The sequence below is a fragment of the Pseudomonas sp. LB3P58 genome (assembly GCF_054897895.1).
The window spans coordinates 4,774,311-4,790,499 of sequence record NZ_JBUBVE010000001.1 but is presented as its reverse complement, the minus strand read 5'-3'; the positions used below and the strand labels follow the sequence as shown (position 1 = coordinate 4,790,499).

Sequence of the window (16,189 nt, the reverse complement as noted above, 5' to 3'; positions counted from 1 at the left end):
TGCCGATCAGGCCGCTTCGATCTTGCTGCGGTTCTGTTCGACCTTGTTCAGGTAATCCTTGAGCTTTTCCTGTTCCGCCGGAGTAGTGAACAAGCCCAGCTTGCTACGGCGCCACAGAATGTCATGCGCGGTGGTCGCCCACTCTTCGCTGCACAGGTAATCGACTTCACGGGTGTAGAGACCGCCGCCGATGTGTTCGCCCATATCGCCGAGATTCTGCACGCCTTCCAGCATGCGCCAGGTGCGGCTGCCGTAGGTGGTGGCCCAGCGGCGGGCGATTTCGGTCGGCACCCAGTCGAACTTGTCACGGATCAAGGCGCACAAGGCTTGCGGGGTGGTCATGTCTTCACCGCCCGGCAGGGGAGCGCTGGCAGTCCAGCTCGGCTTGATGTCCTTGAAGTACGGAGCCAGTTGCGCCAGCGCCGACTCGGCCAGTTTGCGGTAGGTGGTCAGTTTGCCGCCGAACACCGATAACAGCGGCGCTTCTTCGCCGGTGCCCGACAGTGCCAAGGTGTAGTCGCGGGTAACGGCCGACGGGTTGTCGGACTCGTCGTTGCACAGTGGGCGAACGCCGGAATAGCTGTGCAGGATATCGTCGCGGCTGATGCGTTTCTTGAAATGGGAGTTGACCACTTTCAACAGGTAATCGGTTTCGCCTTCAGTGATCGCAACTGCAGCCGGATCGCCGGTGTACTCGCGGTCGGTGGTGCCGATCAGGGTGAAGTGGTTCAGGTACGGAATGGTGAACACGATGCGCTGATCTTCGTTTTGCAGAATGTGCGCATGTTCGCCTTCGTACAGTTTCGGCACGATCAGATGGCTGCCCTGAATCAGACGGATGCCATATGGCGATTCCATCTTCAGGTCGTCACGAATGAACTTGGCGACCCAAGGGCCGGCGGCGTTTACCAGTGCCTTGGCGCGGATCGAAAACAGACTGCCATCGGCGCGTTCCAGATGCAGGTGCCACATTCCCTTGGTACGACGGGCGCTGACGCAACGGGTCTGGGTGTGAACGTGGGCGCCTTTTTCGCGGGCGGCCATGGCGTTCAGCACCACCAGGCGAGCATCGTCGACCCAGCAATCGGAGTATTCGAAGCCTTTGGTGATTTCACTTTTCAGTGGGCTGTCCGGGCCGAACTTCAGGCTTTTCGAGCCTTCGAGTTTTTCCCGCTTGCCGAGGTTGTCATAAAGGAACAGGCCGGCGCGGATCATCCAGGCCGGACGCAGGTGTGGGCGGTGCGGCAGCACGAAGCGCATCTGCTTGACGATGTGCGGGGCCTTGGCCAGCAGCACTTCGCGTTCAGCCAGGGCTTCGCGCACCAGACGGAATTCGTAATGTTCGAGGTAGCGCAAGCCACCGTGGATCAGCTTGCTGCTGGCTGACGAGGTGTGGCTGGCCAGGTCGTCCTTCTCGCAAAGAAACACCGAAAGACCGCGACCGGCGGCATCCGCTGCGATCCCCACGCCATTGATCCCGCCACCGATGACGGCGATATCGTAGATCTCAGCGAGAGGGGGCGTAGGCAAGGTAGAAGTGGGCATCGGCTAGCCTCGGGCTTTTATGATTTTCTGTATTGGAATTCGAACATTAATGTTCATTTGCGAAAATGGTAGCCCATAAAGTCGCCCACAGCCAGTTAACTTCGATTGAAAATACTGATCGAAGGGCCTTGAAAGGAAAATTTTCGAACATCTAGATGTGCGGTAAGCCGCGGAAGGTGTGCCGCATGGGCGACCGTATTCGCGAGCAGGCTCGCTCCCACAAGGGTTACGCGGAACCTGTGGGAGCGAGCCTGCTCGCGATGGCGTCGGTACAGTCGACGAAGATGTGAGGGGAGTTAAACGACTTCGAGCCGAATCTTGTGCTGACTCAGCAACTGCGCCAACGCCGGCACAGGCTGCTGATCGGTCACCAGGCAATCAATCAAGCTGATCGGCCCCAGACGAATCATGGCGTTGCGCCCGAATTTGCTGGAATCCGCCGCAAGGATGACCTGTCGGGCATTGGCGATGATCGCCTGCGACACCCGAACTTCCTGATAGTCGAAGTCCAGCAGACTGCCGTCTTCATCGATACCGCTGATGCCGACCAGGGCAAAATCAACCTTGAACTGGTTAATGAAGTCGACACTGGCCTGACCGACCACGCCACCGTCGCGCCGCACGTTGCCACCCGTCAGCAGAACGTCAAAGTCGTCCTTGGCGCTGAGCATCGAGGCTACATGCAGGTTATTGGTGATGATCTTCAGGTGATTGTGATTGAGCAACGCCCGGGCGATGGATTCGGTGGTGGTACCGATATTGATGAACAGCGAGGCGTGATCGGGGATTTGAGCCGCAATGGCTTCACCGATACGCTGCTTTTCATCGCGCATCTGATCGGCACGCATGGCGTAGGCGGTGTTTTCGACACTGGAATCGTAGGCTGCGCCGCCATGGTAGCGACGCAACAAATTAGCTTCCGCGAGCTGATTGATATCGCGGCGGATGGTTTGCGGTGTAACGACGAACAGCGTAGCCATTTCCTCGATGCTGACATAGCCGCGTTCGCGGACCAGTTCGAGGATTTGCTGCTGACGGGGAGGCAGATTCATGGGGCTTCCTTTGGGCTGCCGTGCAAAATTTGCCCATGATGCCGCAGGAATCTGCTCCCTACCAGTTACATACCGATACGAGTACTCAGTTCGGCTTATTCAGCGCCTTCATGCGGTTCCCAATCGCGGGTGCGGCTGACGGCTTTTTTCCAGCCAGCGTAGAGTTTTTCCTTCGCGGTTTCGTCCAGGGTCGGTTCGAATTCGCGTTCGATCACAGCCTTGCCGCGCAACTCATCCAGGCTGCCCCAGAAGCCACACGCCAGACCGGCCAGGTAAGCCGCACCCAGTGCAGTGGTTTCGCGCATTTGCGGACGCTCGACCTGAGTACCGAGGATGTCGGCCTGGAACTGCATCAGGAAGTTGTTCGCCACCGCACCGCCGTCGACACGCAGGGATTTCAAGCGTTCGCCGGAATCCTGTTGCATGGCGTCGAGAACGTCGCGGGTCTGGTAGGCAATCGACTCAAGGGCTGCACGAATGATGTGATCCACGCGTACGCCGCGAGTCAGACCGAACAGCGCGCCACGGGCATACGGGTCCCAGTACGGAGCGCCCAGGCCGGTGAAGGCGGGTACCAGGTACACGCCGTTGCTGTCCTTGACCTTGTTGGCGAAGTATTCGGTGTCGTGGGCGTCGTTGATGATTTTCAGTTCATCACGCAGCCATTGAACGGTGGAGCCGCCGTTGAACACAGCACCTTCCAGTGCGTAAGCCACTTCGCCGCGCGGGCCGCAAGCGATGGTGGTGAGCATGCCGTGCTTGGACTTCACGGCTTTGTCGCCGGTGTTCATCAGCAGGAAGCAGCCGGTGCCGTAGGTGTTTTTCGCCTGACCTGGTTCGACGCACATCTGGCCGAACAGGGCCGCTTGCTGGTCACCGGCGATACCGCCGATGGCGATGCCGCTTTTGGTGTGGCCGTAGATTTCGGACGAGGATTTAACTTCCGGCAGCATCTCGCGCGGAATATCCAGCACCTCCAGCATCTTCGCGTCCCACTCCAGCGTGTGGATGTTGAAGAGCATGGTGCGCGAGGCGTTGGTGTAGTCGGTGACGTGCACCTTGCCGCCGGTAAATTTCCAGATCAACCAGCTGTCGATGGTGCCGAACAACAGTTCGCCTTTGCGCGCACGTTCGCGGCTGCCTTCGACGTTGTCGAGGATCCACTTGAGCTTGGTGCCGGAGAAGTACGGGTCGGTGACCAGGCCGGTGGTGTCGCTGATGTATTGCTCGTGACCGTCGCGCTTGAGCTGCTGGCAGATCTCGGTGCTGCGGCGGCACTGCCAGACGATCGCGTTGTAGATCGGGCGGCCGGTGGTCTTGTCCCAGACCACGGTGGTTTCGCGCTGGTTGGTGATGCCGATGGCAGCAACCTGGTCGTGATGCAGGCCGGCTTGAGCCAGGGCCTCGACCATCACGGCGCTTTGGGTGGCGAAGATTTCCATCGGGTCGTGTTCGACCCAACCGGCTTGCGGGTAATGCTGTGCGAATTCGCGCTGGGCGGTGCAGACCACGTTCGCGTCGCGGTCGAAAATGATCGCGCGTGAGCTGGTCGTACCCTGATCGAGGGCAATGATGTAGTTCTTATTCTGAGTGTCGGTCATGTCGATTGCCTTGGACGAAAAAAGGGAGTGAGGTCCGGCGCGTGATCTGATGGGCAGGATCACACGCCAACGGTATCAAGAAGTTCTTGGTTTGCCGTCAATGGCCGGTACTGCGTCCTTTGTAGCAGGTAGGGCGCTGGGCAGATGACGGGCAATCAGCCCGCGATACGCTGCAGCACCGAGGCAGGCACCGACAATCGGTGCAAAAATCGGAATCAGGAAATACGGGATATCGCGCCCGCCGGTGAAGGAAATTTCACCCCAGCCAGCGAAGAAAGTCATCAGTTTAGGACCGAAGTCGCGCGCCGGGTTCATCGCAAAACCGGTCAGCGGCCCCATCGAGCTGCCAATCACGGCAATCAGCAGGCCGATCAGCAGCGGAGCGAGCGGACCCTTTGGCAAGCCATTGTTGTCGTCGGTCAGGGACATGATCACGCCCATCAGGATGGCAGTGATGATCACCTCAACCAGAAAGGCTTGTGCCGTGGTCAAGGCCGGGTTGGGGAAGGTGGAGAACACCGACGCCAATTCGAGGCTGGCCTGAGTACCACGAACCATATGGTGAGTTTGTTCGTAATCGAAGAATAAATTGCTGTACAGCGTGTAAACCAACAACGCTCCACAGAAGGCACCAGCGATCTGGGCGAGAATATAAAAGGGCAGTTTGCGCTTTTCGAAGTCAGCGAAAATGCTCAGGGCAATGCTGACGGCGGGATTGAGATGAGCCCCGGAAACGCCGGCGGTCAGGTAGATCGCCATGCTCACGCCGATCCCCCAGATGATGCTGATTTCCCAAAGGCCGAAGCTGGCACCCGCGACCTTGAGCGCGGCAACACAACCTGTACCAAAAAAGATCAGCAGCGCGGTGCCCAGGAATTCGGCCATGCATTGGCTTGAGAGCGACGGTTGTTGTAAAGCAGTTGTCATTGAAAACCTCGTTTTTGTTGTTGTCTGGCGCTTTTGCATCATGGTCAAAGCGCGATTTTCACCGAGGCAGGATCCCCATCCTGTTCTCGGCCTACTGCTGGGTGCTGCGTAGGAACATTCGTACAGTATTCAGATTCGAAAAAATATAGACAAGAAACGCTGATGTCAAAGGTCGAAAGTGAACCGTCAGTCACAATCGAACTATTAGTCACATGAATGACCGCATCGTTCACACGGCAGGCCGAAGGTGGACGAACGGCATAAGGTGCCGCCAAACCTTTGAAATAGCGCCGCAATAGAGCCATTTGTCGATCAATGACCTAGAATCCAGCGCAGTATTTTTCTTCTGCCGCCCAGTCTGGAGCTGTCATGACCCCCGCATTGGATTTGTTGAAAAAAGTTCGTGCCGAACATCGCGTGCACAGTTATGAACATGATCCGAAGGCAGCGTCCTACGGGCTGGAGGCCGCGGAAAAGTTGGGATTGGACCCGGCGCAGGTGTTCAAGACCTTGCTGGCGGCCAGCGAGAAAGGTGAATTGCTGGTGGCCGTGGTGCCGGTCGTCGGAAGTCTGGACTTGAAAGGCCTGGCTCATGCAGCGGGCGTGAAAAAAGTCGAAATGGCCGATCCTGCCGCTGCGCAACGATCCACCGGTTACCTGTTGGGTGGCATCAGCCCGCTGGGACAGAAAAAGCGCTTGCGCACCTTTATCGATAATTCGGCGCAGCCTTTCGCCAGCATTTTTGTCAGCGCGGGGCGACGAGGGCTGGAAGTCGAATTGGCACCCGCGGTGCTGGCCGAACATACCCAGGCGAAGTTCGCTGATATCGGCCGCGCCTGACGCGGACTATCAGCCCGGCGCTGTATGGTGGAAATTTACGGGCTCTGTCACTGGTGCCGGGTTGTCGGCGGCTTCATGCTCCGTGACCTGACAAAGGGAGAAGGTTATGCAGCTTGAGTTTCATCAGGTCGATGCGTTCAGTGATCGGCCGTTCAGTGGCAACCCGGCGATGGTCTATCGCCTCGATGCCTGGCTTGCCGATGAGTTGATGCAGAAGATCGCCGCCGAGCACAACCTCGCCGAAACCGCTTTCGTGGTGCGCGAAGGGCAGGGCTGGCACATCCGCTGGTTTACCCCGACCACCGAAGTGCCGTTGTGCGGTCATGCAACCCTGGCCAGCGCTTACGTTCTGTTTGAAATCTACAAAGAGCCGGTCGAGCGGCTGGACTTCGTTTGCAAGTCGGGCCTGCTCAGTGTGAGCCGTGAGGGTGAACGCTTGTGGCTGGACTTCCCGGCCATCGTGCCGTCGGAAGTGGGCGTGACCCTGGATGTCGAGCGCGCGCTGGGTGTGGAGGCGGTTGATGTGCTGGGGGCGAACGAGTTGTTCGTGGTGCTGGAATCCGAGCAGGCGGTGCTCGAATGTCAGCCGGACATGGCAGCGCTGGCGAAACTGCCGTGGCCGGGGGCAATTGTCACGGCCAGGGGCAGCCAGCATGATTTTGTGTCCCGCTACTTCGCGCCGGCGATCGGCATCAACGAAGACCCGGTGACGGGCTCGACCCATTGCAGCCTGATTCCGTACTGGTCGAAACGTTTGGGCAAGTCGAGCCTGACGGCTTGTCAGCGTTCGGCTCGAGGCGGGGAGTTGTTCTGTCGGCTGGAAGGGGATCGGGTGAAAATCGGCGGGAATGCGACGCTCGTTGCAAGCGGAACGCTGATGCTGGGTTGACCCCGAAAAAGATCGCAGCCTTCGGCAGCTCCTACAGGTGTACGCACTCCAATGTAGGAGCTGCCGAAGGCTGCGATCTTTTAGCGTTGGTTTAGTGGGCGCTGCTGTAGCGGCGAACACCGGACTCGACGACCGGAATCTGCGCCGCCGTACTGCCCGACGCCTGAAACAGCACCAGGTGTTCAGCCGCGACACGAATGCCGACCTCTGAACCCACCTGATGATCGGCATGGCTCGGGAAAATCGATTCCAGCTGCGCGCCGGTCGGCAACTGCAAGCGATACAAGGTGGACGCACCCTGGAAAGACTTGCCGACAATCCGCGCCTTCAACGTGCTGTCCGGTGCATAAACGATATCGTCCGGACGCAGCAACACATCCACCGCACCGCCAACCGGCCAGGTGTAGGCACGATTACCGCGTAACTCGCCCAGTTCGGTCTGCACCGATTCGGGGCTGCTCAGCTGACCACGAATGAAATAACCCTGGCCGATGAAACTGGCGACAAACGGCGTCAGCGGTTCGTGATACAGGTTGTAAGGCGTGTCCCACTGTTCCAGACGACCTTCCTTGAAAACCCCCACATGATCGCTCACCGCGAAGGCTTCTTCCTGGTCGTGGGTCACCAGAATCGCGCTGGTGCCACGGGCCTTGAGGATATCGCGCACCTCATGGCTGAGCTTGCGTCGCAGCTCGCCATCAAGGTTGGAAAAGGGTTCGTCGAGCAGCAGCAGTTGCGGTTCCGGCGCCAGGGCGCGGGCCAGTGCGACGCGCTGCTGTTGACCACCGGACAGCTCATGCGGGAAGCGCTTGCCGAGGTTCTTCAGGTTGACCAGTTCCAGCAACTCTTCGGTGACGCGATCCTTTTGCGGGTGCTTGCGGATCCCGAAGGCGATGTTCTCGGCCACGCTCAAGTGAGGAAACAGGGCGTAATCCTGGAACACCATGCCGATCCGGCGTTTCTCCGGGGCAAGGGTGAAACCGGCGCGGGAGATCGTCTCGCCCGCCAACTGGATTTCACCTTCGTGCACCGGTTCGAAACCGGCAATCGCCCGTAGCGTGGTGGTTTTGCCGCAGCCTGAAGAGCCCAGCAGGCAACCGATGTCGCCGGCATTCAAATGCAGGTTGAGGTTCTGCACGACTCGCTGGTCTTGATAGCCGCAGGCGAGGTTACGCAGGTTCAACAGTAATGGATGGCTCATGCGTGGTGGTACGCCGGCTCGACGAGAAACTCGAGCAGGGCCTTCTGTGCGTGAAGACGGTTTTCGGCTTGATCCCACGCGACGGAGCGCTGGTCATCGAGCAGGTCCACGCTGATTTCCTCGCCACGGTGGGCCGGCAGGCAGTGCATGAACAGCACGTCCGGTGCGGCCAGGTCGAGCAGGGCGCGGTTGACCTGGAACGGTGCGAACAGCTTCAGGCGTTTGGCGGTTTCCTCTTCCTGGCCCATGGAGGTCCAGACGTCGGTGCTGACCAGGTGGGCGCCGCGTACGGCATCCTTCGGATCGCGGACGATGGTCACCCGATCACCGGCCTTGGCCACGAATTCAGGGTTGGGTTCAAAGCCTTCCGGGCAAGCGACGCGCAACTGGAAGTCGAACTGGATCGCCGCTTCTATATAGCTGTTGCACATGTTGTTGCCGTCGCCGATCCAGGCCACGGTTTTGCCCTGGATCGAGCCGCGGTGTTCGAGGAACGTCTGCATGTCGGCCAGCAACTGGCACGGGTGCAAGTCATCGGACAGGCCGTTGATCACGGGCACGCGGGAGTTGGCGGCGAATTCGGTCAGGGTGCTGTGGGCAAAGGTACGGATCATCACGGCGTCGAGCATGCTCGACATGACGATCGCGCAGTCGCCGATCGGCTCGCCACGGCCCAGTTGGGTGTCGCGCGGTGACAGGAAGATCGCCTGGCCACCGAGCTGGATCATGCCGGCTTCGAACGAAATTCGGGTGCGGGTCGACGATTTCTCGAAAATCATCCCGAGCACGCGGTTTTTCAGAGGCTCGAACAGTACGCCGCGGTTACGCAGGTCTTTGAGCTCAACGCCTCGACGGATCACGCTGACCAGCTCTTCGGGCGTGCAATCCATCAGGGAGAGAAAGTGCCTTGCGCTCATCATTGACTACCTTTTTGCAACAGACCGCAGATACTCAAAGCCTTGTTTAACTGAAAAACGGGCGAGACCTGCGGCGTAAGCCGCACGGGGCGACGAAATAGGGGAAGGCGCGATCTTATAATTAAATGTCGCGTCTTACCAATAGGGCTACGGTTTTTAGGGGATTTCAGAGGGGCTACGGGATGACCGCAGTAGCGCTTTTGAAGCCTGTTTCCTGACAGCAGCCCGTCATTTGTACACTGGGGTCGCGGGGCTTTGCAATCAAACGGGGCGGGGACGGCATAGCAACGGTCGGTTTCTGACCTGTCATTCGATACATTTATGCTCAGGATTGAGGGATGTGTCTGGTCTGAAACATTTGCTAATGCAAAGTGGCGGGTTATAACTAACGCACGAACGACGCAGGAAGCCTTCGGAATGGAATCGAAAGAACGACAGTTAATGGAATTACTCGGCCTCACGGCTCGCTCGCTGACCCACCTCACCGCGTCCATGACCTCGATGTCCTTCGAGTTGATGCGCAGTGAAGACGAAGTGACCAAGGCTGCCGGCCGGCGGATGATCGACCGCATGGCAACCATCAGCACCGGGCTCGACGAGCACTGGCGGCTGATCGGCGAACTCACCGGTGTTCATCTCGCTCAAGAGCAGATCGAAACCATCCAGGAGATCCAGTTGCAGGCGCCGCCGAGGCTGCCGCCGAACTGATCCCCAGCGGTCATCGGCTGGCCTGATGGCCGCCGATTCACAAGACGAACGTCGCTGGCGCCGCAGTGGATCAGGCGCCATAGTTTTGTTCCCGCGGCCGATATTGCCCGCCCAGAACAAGACAGAGACTGGCCATGACCAAGACTCTCCATCACCGTGCGTGCCACTTGTGCGAAGCCATTTGCGGCCTGACCATCGAAACCACCGAGGTCGAAGGCGCGGTGCAGATCACTTCGATCAAGGGTGACGCTCAGGATACATTCAGCCGTGGGCACATCTGCCCCAAGGCCGTCGCCCTGCAAGATATTCAGAACGATCCGGATCGTCTGCGTCAGCCGATGCTGCGTGTCGGCAGTGAATGGCAACCCATCGAGTGGGAAGACGCCTTCAGCCTTGTAGCCGAACGTCTGGCGGCGATTCAAGAGCGTCATGGGCAAAACGCGGTGGCGGTCTATCAAGGCAACCCCAGCGTGCACAACTATGGGCTGATGACCCACAGCAATTACTTTCTCGGCCTGTTGAAAACCCGCAACCGGTTTTCTGCGACGTCGGTTGATCAGTTGCCCCATCACCTGACCAGCCATTTGATGTACGGCCACGGTTTGCTGTTGCCGATCCCGGACATCGATCACACTGATTTCATGCTGATCCTCGGCGGCAATCCACTGGCCTCCAACGGCAGCATCATGACCGTGCCGGATGTGGAGAAGCGCTTGAAGGCCATTCAGGCCCGCGGCGGCAAAGTGGTGGTGGTCGATCCGCGCCGCAGCGAAACGGCGGCGATTGCCGATCAGCATCTGTTTGTGCGCCCCGGTGGCGATGCGGCGTTGTTGTTCGGACTGCTCAACACTTTGTTCGCTGAAGGCCTGACCCGCGACAGTCATTTGCCGGTGGACGGTCTGGATGAGGTGCGGGAGGCGGTCGCGAATTTCACCGCTGAGGCCATGAGCCCATTGTGCGCGGTGCCCGCCGAACAGATCCGCCAACTGGCGCGGGACTTTGCAGCGGCGCCGACGGCGGTCTGCTACGGCCGCATGGGCGTCTCGACCCAGGCGTTCGGCACCTTGTGTCATTGGGTTGTGCAGCTGATCAACCTGGTCACCGGTAATCTTGATCGCGTAGGAGGGGCGTTGTGCACCGAACCGGCGGTGGACCTGGTGGCGTCCACCTCAGGTGGGCATTTCAATCTGTGGCAGAGCCGGGTCTCCGGGCGTCCTGAATACGGTGGAGAACTGCCGGTCTCGGCGCTGGCCGAAGAGATGCTTACCGAAGGGGAAGGGCAAGTCCGCGCGCTGATTACCGTGGCGGGTAATCCGGTGCTGTCGACGCCCAATGGCCGACAACTGGAACAGGCGCTGGACGGTTTGGAGTTCATGGTCAGCATCGACCTGTACATCAATGAAACCACGCGTTATGCCGACCTGATCCTGCCGTCCACATCGGCCCTGGAAAACGATCATTACGACACGACTTTCAATATGTTTGCGGTGCGTAACGTCAGTCGGTTCAATCGCGCGATCCTCGCCAAGCCCGAAGGTGCGTTGCATGACTGGGAGATTTTCGTGGGGCTGGCCAAGGCCTTTGCTGCGAAGACTGGCAAAGTATTGAAACCAACCGTCGCTCCGGCGCAGATTATTGATCATGGCTTACGGATGGGGCTGTATGGCGACGCTTCGGAGCACAAGCTATCGCTGGCGACGTTGTTTGATCACCCTCACGGTGTCGATCTTGGGGCATTGAAGTCCAACCTGGCTCCACGTCTGAAAACGGCTAACCAGCGAGTCCAGGCAGCGCCTGCCGCGATCCTTGCTGACCTGGCGCGCTTTGCAGCCTTGCAAGCACCAGCGGCCGATGAGTTGTTGATGATTGGCCGCCGTCATGTGCGCAGCAACAACTCGTGGATGCACAATTATCACCGCCTGGTGAAGGGCAAGCCGCGCCATCAATTGCTGATGCACCCGGATGACCTGGCCAGCCGTGGACTCAACGACGGGCAGCGCGTGCGGGTCAGTTCGCGGGTCGGTGAGATCGAAGTTGAAGTGCTCGGCAGTCTGGATATGATGAAAGGCGTGGTCAGCCTTCCGCACGGTTGGGGCCATGCGCGGCCGGGTGTGCAGATGACCATTGCCAGTGGTCAGCCGGGTTCCAGCGCCAATGATTTGACCGACGAGTGTCAGCTCGATGAGTTGTCGGGCAATGCGGCGTTGAACGGTGTGCCAGTGACCGTGGCGGCGGCTTGATCAAGTCTGTCGGGGAGACCGAGCAGGGTGCTCGGGTTTCCGTTACAATGCGCCACCGTGCCGACCCCTGAGTCGGAAAGTTCAGCCGAGGTGCTCCATGGATATCATCGAAACGATTAAAGAGCAGATTGCTAACAACACCATTCTGCTTTACATGAAAGGTTCGCCGAATGCCCCGCAGTGTGGCTTCTCCGCGAAAGCCGCGCAGGCCGTGATGGCGTGTGGTGAAAAATTTGCTTACGTGGACATCCTGCAGAACCCGGAAATCCGCGCCAACCTGCCAAAATACGCCAACTGGCCAACCTTCCCGCAACTGTGGGTTGGTGGTGAGCTGGTCGGCGGTAGCGACATCATGACCGAGATGGCTGCAGACGGTTCGCTGCAAACCACCATCAAGGCTGCTGTCGAAGCTGCTTCTGCCAATAAGTCCGAAGCCTAAAACGATTGGCTCCCCTGTAGGAGCTGTCGAGTGAAACGAGGCTGCGATCTTTTGATCTTCAGCAACTAAAAAGCCCCGCCCCTCGAAAGAGGAGCGGGGCTTTTTATTGCACTTAATTAAGTTATTGCGATGTCACCGCTGCCATCGCCAAGATCGCAGCCTCGTTTCACTCGACAGCTCCTACTCTTCGCCCATCTGAGATTGCAGATAGTTCTCAAGACCGACTTTATCGATCAGACCCAGTTGGGTTTCCAGCCAGTCGATATGTTCTTCTTCGGATTCAAGAATATCTTCAAGCAGTTCACGGCTACCAAAGTCGCCAACGGTTTCGCAATGAGCGATAGCCACTTTGAGATCCGCATGACCGGTGCGTTCGATACGCAGGTCGCACTCAAGCATTTCCTTGGTGTGTTCGCCGATCTGCAGCTTGCCCAGGTCCTGGACGTTCGGCAGGCCTTCAAGGAACAGGATGCGCTTGATCAACTTATCCGCGTGCTTCATCTCGTCGATGGATTCGTGGTATTCGTGCTTGCCGAGCTTGTTCAGGCCCCAATCTTCGTACATGCGTGCATGCAGGAAGTATTGATTGATCGCGACCAGCTCATTGGCAAGGATCTTGTTGAGATGCTGGATGACTGTAACGTCGCCTTTCATGATGGGGTCCTGCCCTAAGTAGCTGTCTATAAGGCTGAGTTTGAGCCGCGTAATTAAGAGTGTCAAACCTAAGTTATTGAAACTTAAGTGAAAATTAATCTGAATAAGAATGTTTGTGTTCCGCGTCTAGAGCGTAAGCGATTGATTTTCAGACATAAAAAAACCGGACATCAAGTCCGGTTCTTTGAAATACGTTACTTACGCGGCAGTAAATTCTACAGGGTAGGGAATCGCGGCCTGGGCCGATTGCAATTTGGTCAGGGTTTCGCGGACCACTTCCTTGGCAAGGCAGGCACATTTACCGCATTGGCTAGCTACGCCGGTGGCCTGACGGACTTCCTTATAGCTGCAGCAACCTTCATAGATCGCTTCGCGGATTTGACCGTCGGTGACGCCAGTGCAGAGGCAAACATACATAAGTGAAAACCGTCGCTGGTTGTGACTCAATTGCGATGGATCTTAATGTTAACGAGAATGATTGTCAAAGTGGTTTCTGAAAGCTTTGCTCAGGGCTGACGAACGGTTTCCCCTCAGCGTCGATCACGAGGAAAACCTGTCGATAGCATTTCCCCTGACAAAAAAACCGTTAAGGACAGGGCAAAAACGCAGTGTATGATGGCCGGTCCTTATGAAGCGGGTTCGTGTCACAGGGCTGTCGCCTGAAGGTGGCAGGCTGGCGCAAACCCGGAACTTCACGTTTTTACACCAGGAGATATCCAATGAGCGTACTCGTAGGCAAACAAGCCCCAGACTTCACCGTACCGGCCGTACTCGGCAATGGCGAAATCGTAGACAGCTTCACCCTGTCGTCGGCCATCAAAGGCAAATACGGCCTGGTGTTCTTCTACCCACTGGACTTCACCTTCGTTTGCCCGTCCGAGCTGATCGCTCTGGACAACCGCATGTCTGACTTCAAGGCACGCAACGTTGAAGTGATCGCCGTTTCGATCGACTCGCACTTCACCCACAACGCCTGGCGCAACACCCCGGTCAACAATGGTGGTATCGGCCAGGTCCGTTACACCATGGCTGCCGATATCAAGCAGGAAATCATGAAGGCTTACGACGTTCAGTCCGCTGACGGCGTAGCTTTCCGTGGTGCGTTCCTGATCGACGACAAAGGCGTTGTCCGCTCGCAGATCATCAACGACCTGCCGCTGGGCCGTAACATCGAAGAGCTGGTTCGTCTGGTCGACGCTCTGCAATTCCACGAAGAGCACGGTGAAGTTTGCCCTGCCAACTGGAAAAAAGGCGACAAAGGCATGACCGCTTCGACCGAAGGCGTCGCGGCTTACCTGACCGAGCACGCTGCTGCGCTGTAAGGCACGTTTGAGGCATAAAAAAACCGGCCGTTGAGGCCGGTTTTTTTATGGGCGGGATAAACCCAACGATCAGTCGTTGTAGTCTTCCCAGCCGCCCATTTGTTTCCAGCGATTGACGATGCCGCAGAACAACTCGGCCGTCTTCTCGGTGTCGTAGCGAGCCGAGTGGGCCTCACGACCGTCGAAGTCGATGTCGGCTGCCGAACAGGCCTTGGCCAGTACGGTTTGGCCGTAAGCCAGACCGGCCAGGGTCGCGGTATCGAAGCTCGAGAACGGATGAAACGGGTTACGCTTCATGTCCAGGCGTGCGACAGCGGCGTTGAGGAAACCCAGATCGAAGCTGCTGTTGTGCCCGACCAGAATCGCCCGTTTGCAACCGTTGGCTTTCAGGGCCTTGCGGATGCCGCGGAAGATGTCGGTCAGCGCTGCTTCTTCACTCACTGCCATGCGCAGCGGGTGATCGAGTTTGATCCCGGTAAATTCCAGAGCGGCTGCTTCGATGTTCGCGCCTTCAAAAGGCTCTACGCGAAAGAAGTAGGTGTGGTCGGGGTACACAAACCCTTTTTCATCCATGCCGATGGTGGTTGCGGCGATTTCCAGCAAGGCGTCAGTGGCAGAGTTGAAACCACCGGTTTCAACGTCGACAACGACTGGCAGGTATCCACGGAAGCGCTCAGCCATCGGGTGGCGCGAACCACCTCCGCCGCCTTGACCGTCCTGTTCGTCGTCGAAATGGTCTTCACTCACGCGTGTTCCTCCAGCAGGCGCCAGCGCAGTTTTTCACCGGCGCGCAGCGGGATTACGGTCAGCTCGCCAAATGGCAGGCTGGTTGGGGCGGTCCACTCTTCGCGGACCAGGGTGATGCGATCGGTGTTCACCGGCAGGCCGTAGAAACGAGGGCCGTTCAGGCTGGCGAAGGCTTCGAGCTTGTCCAGCGCGTTGCGCTGTTCGAAGGCTTCGGCATACATCTCGATCGCTGCATAAGCGGTGTAGCAACCGGCACAGCCGCAAGCGGCTTCTTTGGCGTGCTGGGCATGGGGCGCCGAGTCGGTGCCGAGGAAGAACTTGTCGCTGCCGCTGGTGGCGGCGTCGAGCAGGGCTTCCTGATGGGTGTTGCGCTTGAGGATCGGCAGGCAATAGAAGTGCGGCCGAATCCCGCCCACCAGCATGTGGTTGCGGTTGTACAGCAGGTGATGCGCGGTGATGGTCGCGCCAACATTGGCCGAAGCCTCGTTGACGAACTGCACGGCGTCAGCGGTGGTGATGTGTTCGAACACCACTTTGAGGCTCGGGAAGCGCTCGACCACACGACGCATGTGCTCATCGATGAAGAATTTTTCGCGATCGAACACGTCGACATCGCCACGGGTGACTTCACCGTGAACCAGCAAGGGCATCCCGACTTCGGCCATGGCCTCAAGTGCAGGGAAAATCTTGTCGATGCTGGTGACACCAGAGTCCGAGTTGGTGGTCGCGCCGGCCGGGTACAGCTTGGCGGCGTGAATGAAGCCGCTGGCCTTGGCCTCGCGAATTTCTTCGGGCTGGGTGCGGTCGGTCAGGTACAGCACCATCAACGGTTCGAAGCGGCTGCCGGCCGGGCGTGCAGCGAGAATCCGCTGGCGATAGCCGTCGGCTTCAGCGGTGTTACGCACCGGAGGTACCAGGTTGGGCATGATGATGGCGCGACCAAAGGTGCGCGCGACATCCGCGACTGTATTGGGCAACACAGCACCATCGCGAAGATGAATATGCCAGTCGTCGGGACGCAGCAGGGTCAGGCGGTCGGACATGAGGGGATTCCAGGCGGGTCAAACTGAGGGGAATGCTACCGGAAAAGACTCTTCCAGGCACTCG

Annotated in this window: 16 protein-coding genes; 6 read left to right on the top strand and 10 right to left on the bottom strand. The window is 58.3% G+C overall.

Annotation, left to right across the window (positions count from 1 at the left end; translation table 11 throughout):
- Positions 1-6 precede the first annotated feature (6 nt).
- The 4 genes from glpD to ACYZTZ_RS22275 form a co-directional block, all read right to left on the bottom strand.
- Positions 7-1,545, bottom strand: coding sequence for a glycerol-3-phosphate dehydrogenase (glpD, locus tag ACYZTZ_RS22290; RefSeq protein WP_461999724.1), 1,539 nt, complete (start codon positions 1,543-1,545; stop codon positions 7-9).
- A 296-nt stretch (positions 1,546-1,841) separates the two neighbouring features.
- Positions 1,842-2,597 (bottom strand): DeoR/GlpR family transcriptional regulator, encoded by a 756-nt coding sequence (locus tag ACYZTZ_RS22285; protein WP_007916700.1) that lies wholly within the window; start codon positions 2,595-2,597, stop codon positions 1,842-1,844.
- A 95-nt stretch (positions 2,598-2,692) separates the two neighbouring features.
- On the bottom strand, positions 2,693-4,198 hold the full coding sequence (glpK, locus tag ACYZTZ_RS22280; RefSeq protein WP_033057460.1) for a glycerol kinase GlpK: 1,506 nt from the start codon (positions 4,196-4,198) through the stop codon (positions 2,693-2,695).
- Positions 4,199-4,273: 75 nt separating this feature from the next.
- Positions 4,274-5,125 carry an MIP/aquaporin family protein gene (locus ACYZTZ_RS22275; protein WP_462000698.1) on the bottom strand — a complete coding sequence of 284 codons (852 nt, stop codon included), beginning with the start codon at positions 5,123-5,125 and terminating at the stop codon, positions 4,274-4,276.
- A gap of 369 nt (positions 5,126-5,494) precedes the next feature.
- Here ACYZTZ_RS22275 and ybaK point away from each other — a divergent pair, with 369 nt between their 5' ends.
- Positions 5,495-5,965 carry a Cys-tRNA(Pro) deacylase gene (ybaK, locus tag ACYZTZ_RS22270; RefSeq protein ID WP_007971306.1) on the top strand — a complete coding sequence of 157 codons (471 nt, stop codon included), beginning with the start codon at positions 5,495-5,497 and terminating at the stop codon, positions 5,963-5,965.
- A gap of 106 nt (positions 5,966-6,071) precedes the next feature.
- A complete protein-coding gene (locus ACYZTZ_RS22265) occupies positions 6,072-6,854 on the top strand; it encodes a PhzF family phenazine biosynthesis protein (protein WP_461999723.1) in 783 nt (260 codons plus the stop codon).
- Positions 6,855-6,945: 91 nt separating this feature from the next.
- Here the strand turns inward: ACYZTZ_RS22265 and ACYZTZ_RS22260 are convergent, their stop codons facing one another.
- Both ACYZTZ_RS22260 and argF read right to left on the bottom strand, forming a co-directional pair.
- Positions 6,946-8,055: an ABC transporter ATP-binding protein gene (locus ACYZTZ_RS22260; RefSeq protein ID WP_033057464.1), complete on the bottom strand. Its 1,110-nt coding sequence runs from the start codon at positions 8,053-8,055 to the stop codon at positions 6,946-6,948.
- On the bottom strand, positions 8,052-8,972 hold the full coding sequence (gene argF, locus ACYZTZ_RS22255; RefSeq protein WP_033053690.1) for an ornithine carbamoyltransferase: 921 nt from the start codon (positions 8,970-8,972) through the stop codon (positions 8,052-8,054). Before argF ends, ACYZTZ_RS22260 begins: the two co-directional genes overlap by 4 nt.
- 417 nt (positions 8,973-9,389) lie before the next feature.
- Between argF and ACYZTZ_RS22250 the strand changes: the two genes are divergently transcribed.
- The 3 genes from ACYZTZ_RS22250 to grxD all read left to right on the top strand — a co-directional run bounded on the left by ACYZTZ_RS22250 (position 9,390) and on the right by grxD (position 12,359).
- The gene (locus ACYZTZ_RS22250) at positions 9,390-9,680 is read left to right on the top strand and encodes a hypothetical protein (protein ID WP_046047088.1); all 291 of its coding nucleotides are present in this window, start codon (positions 9,390-9,392) and stop codon (positions 9,678-9,680) included.
- 134 nt (positions 9,681-9,814) lie between these two features.
- Positions 9,815-11,920, top strand: a complete 2,106-nt coding sequence (locus ACYZTZ_RS22245; RefSeq protein WP_461999722.1) for a molybdopterin oxidoreductase family protein — start codon at positions 9,815-9,817, stop codon at positions 11,918-11,920.
- Between the two features lie 97 nt (positions 11,921-12,017).
- Positions 12,018-12,359: a Grx4 family monothiol glutaredoxin gene (grxD, locus tag ACYZTZ_RS22240; RefSeq protein WP_461999721.1), complete on the top strand. Its 342-nt coding sequence runs from the start codon at positions 12,018-12,020 to the stop codon at positions 12,357-12,359.
- 180 nt (positions 12,360-12,539) lie between these two features.
- Here grxD and bfr read toward each other — a convergent pair whose 3' ends face one another.
- Together bfr and ACYZTZ_RS22230 are read right to left on the bottom strand one after the other, a co-directional pair.
- Positions 12,540-13,013 (bottom strand): bacterioferritin, encoded by a 474-nt coding sequence (gene bfr, locus ACYZTZ_RS22235; RefSeq protein WP_056742015.1) that lies wholly within the window; start codon positions 13,011-13,013, stop codon positions 12,540-12,542.
- 198 nt (positions 13,014-13,211) lie between these two features.
- Positions 13,212-13,430, bottom strand: coding sequence for a bacterioferritin-associated ferredoxin (locus tag ACYZTZ_RS22230; protein ID WP_008155585.1), 219 nt, complete (start codon positions 13,428-13,430; stop codon positions 13,212-13,214).
- Positions 13,431-13,732: 302 nt separating this feature from the next.
- On the opposite strand from ACYZTZ_RS22230, the gene ACYZTZ_RS22225 reads away from it, so the two are divergent.
- Positions 13,733-14,335 carry a peroxiredoxin gene (locus ACYZTZ_RS22225; protein WP_008155583.1) on the top strand — a complete coding sequence of 201 codons (603 nt, stop codon included), beginning with the start codon at positions 13,733-13,735 and terminating at the stop codon, positions 14,333-14,335.
- A gap of 69 nt (positions 14,336-14,404) precedes the next feature.
- On the opposite strand, the gene rnt is transcribed toward ACYZTZ_RS22225, so the two are convergent.
- Both rnt and pyrC read right to left on the bottom strand, forming a co-directional pair.
- The gene (gene rnt / locus ACYZTZ_RS22220) at positions 14,405-15,082 is read right to left on the bottom strand and encodes a ribonuclease T (RefSeq protein WP_046047091.1); all 678 of its coding nucleotides are present in this window, start codon (positions 15,080-15,082) and stop codon (positions 14,405-14,407) included.
- A complete protein-coding gene (gene pyrC / locus ACYZTZ_RS22215) occupies positions 15,079-16,125 on the bottom strand; it encodes a dihydroorotase (RefSeq protein ID WP_056742014.1) in 1,047 nt (348 codons plus the stop codon). Before pyrC ends, rnt begins: the two co-directional genes overlap by 4 nt.
- Positions 16,126-16,189 lie beyond the last annotated feature (64 nt).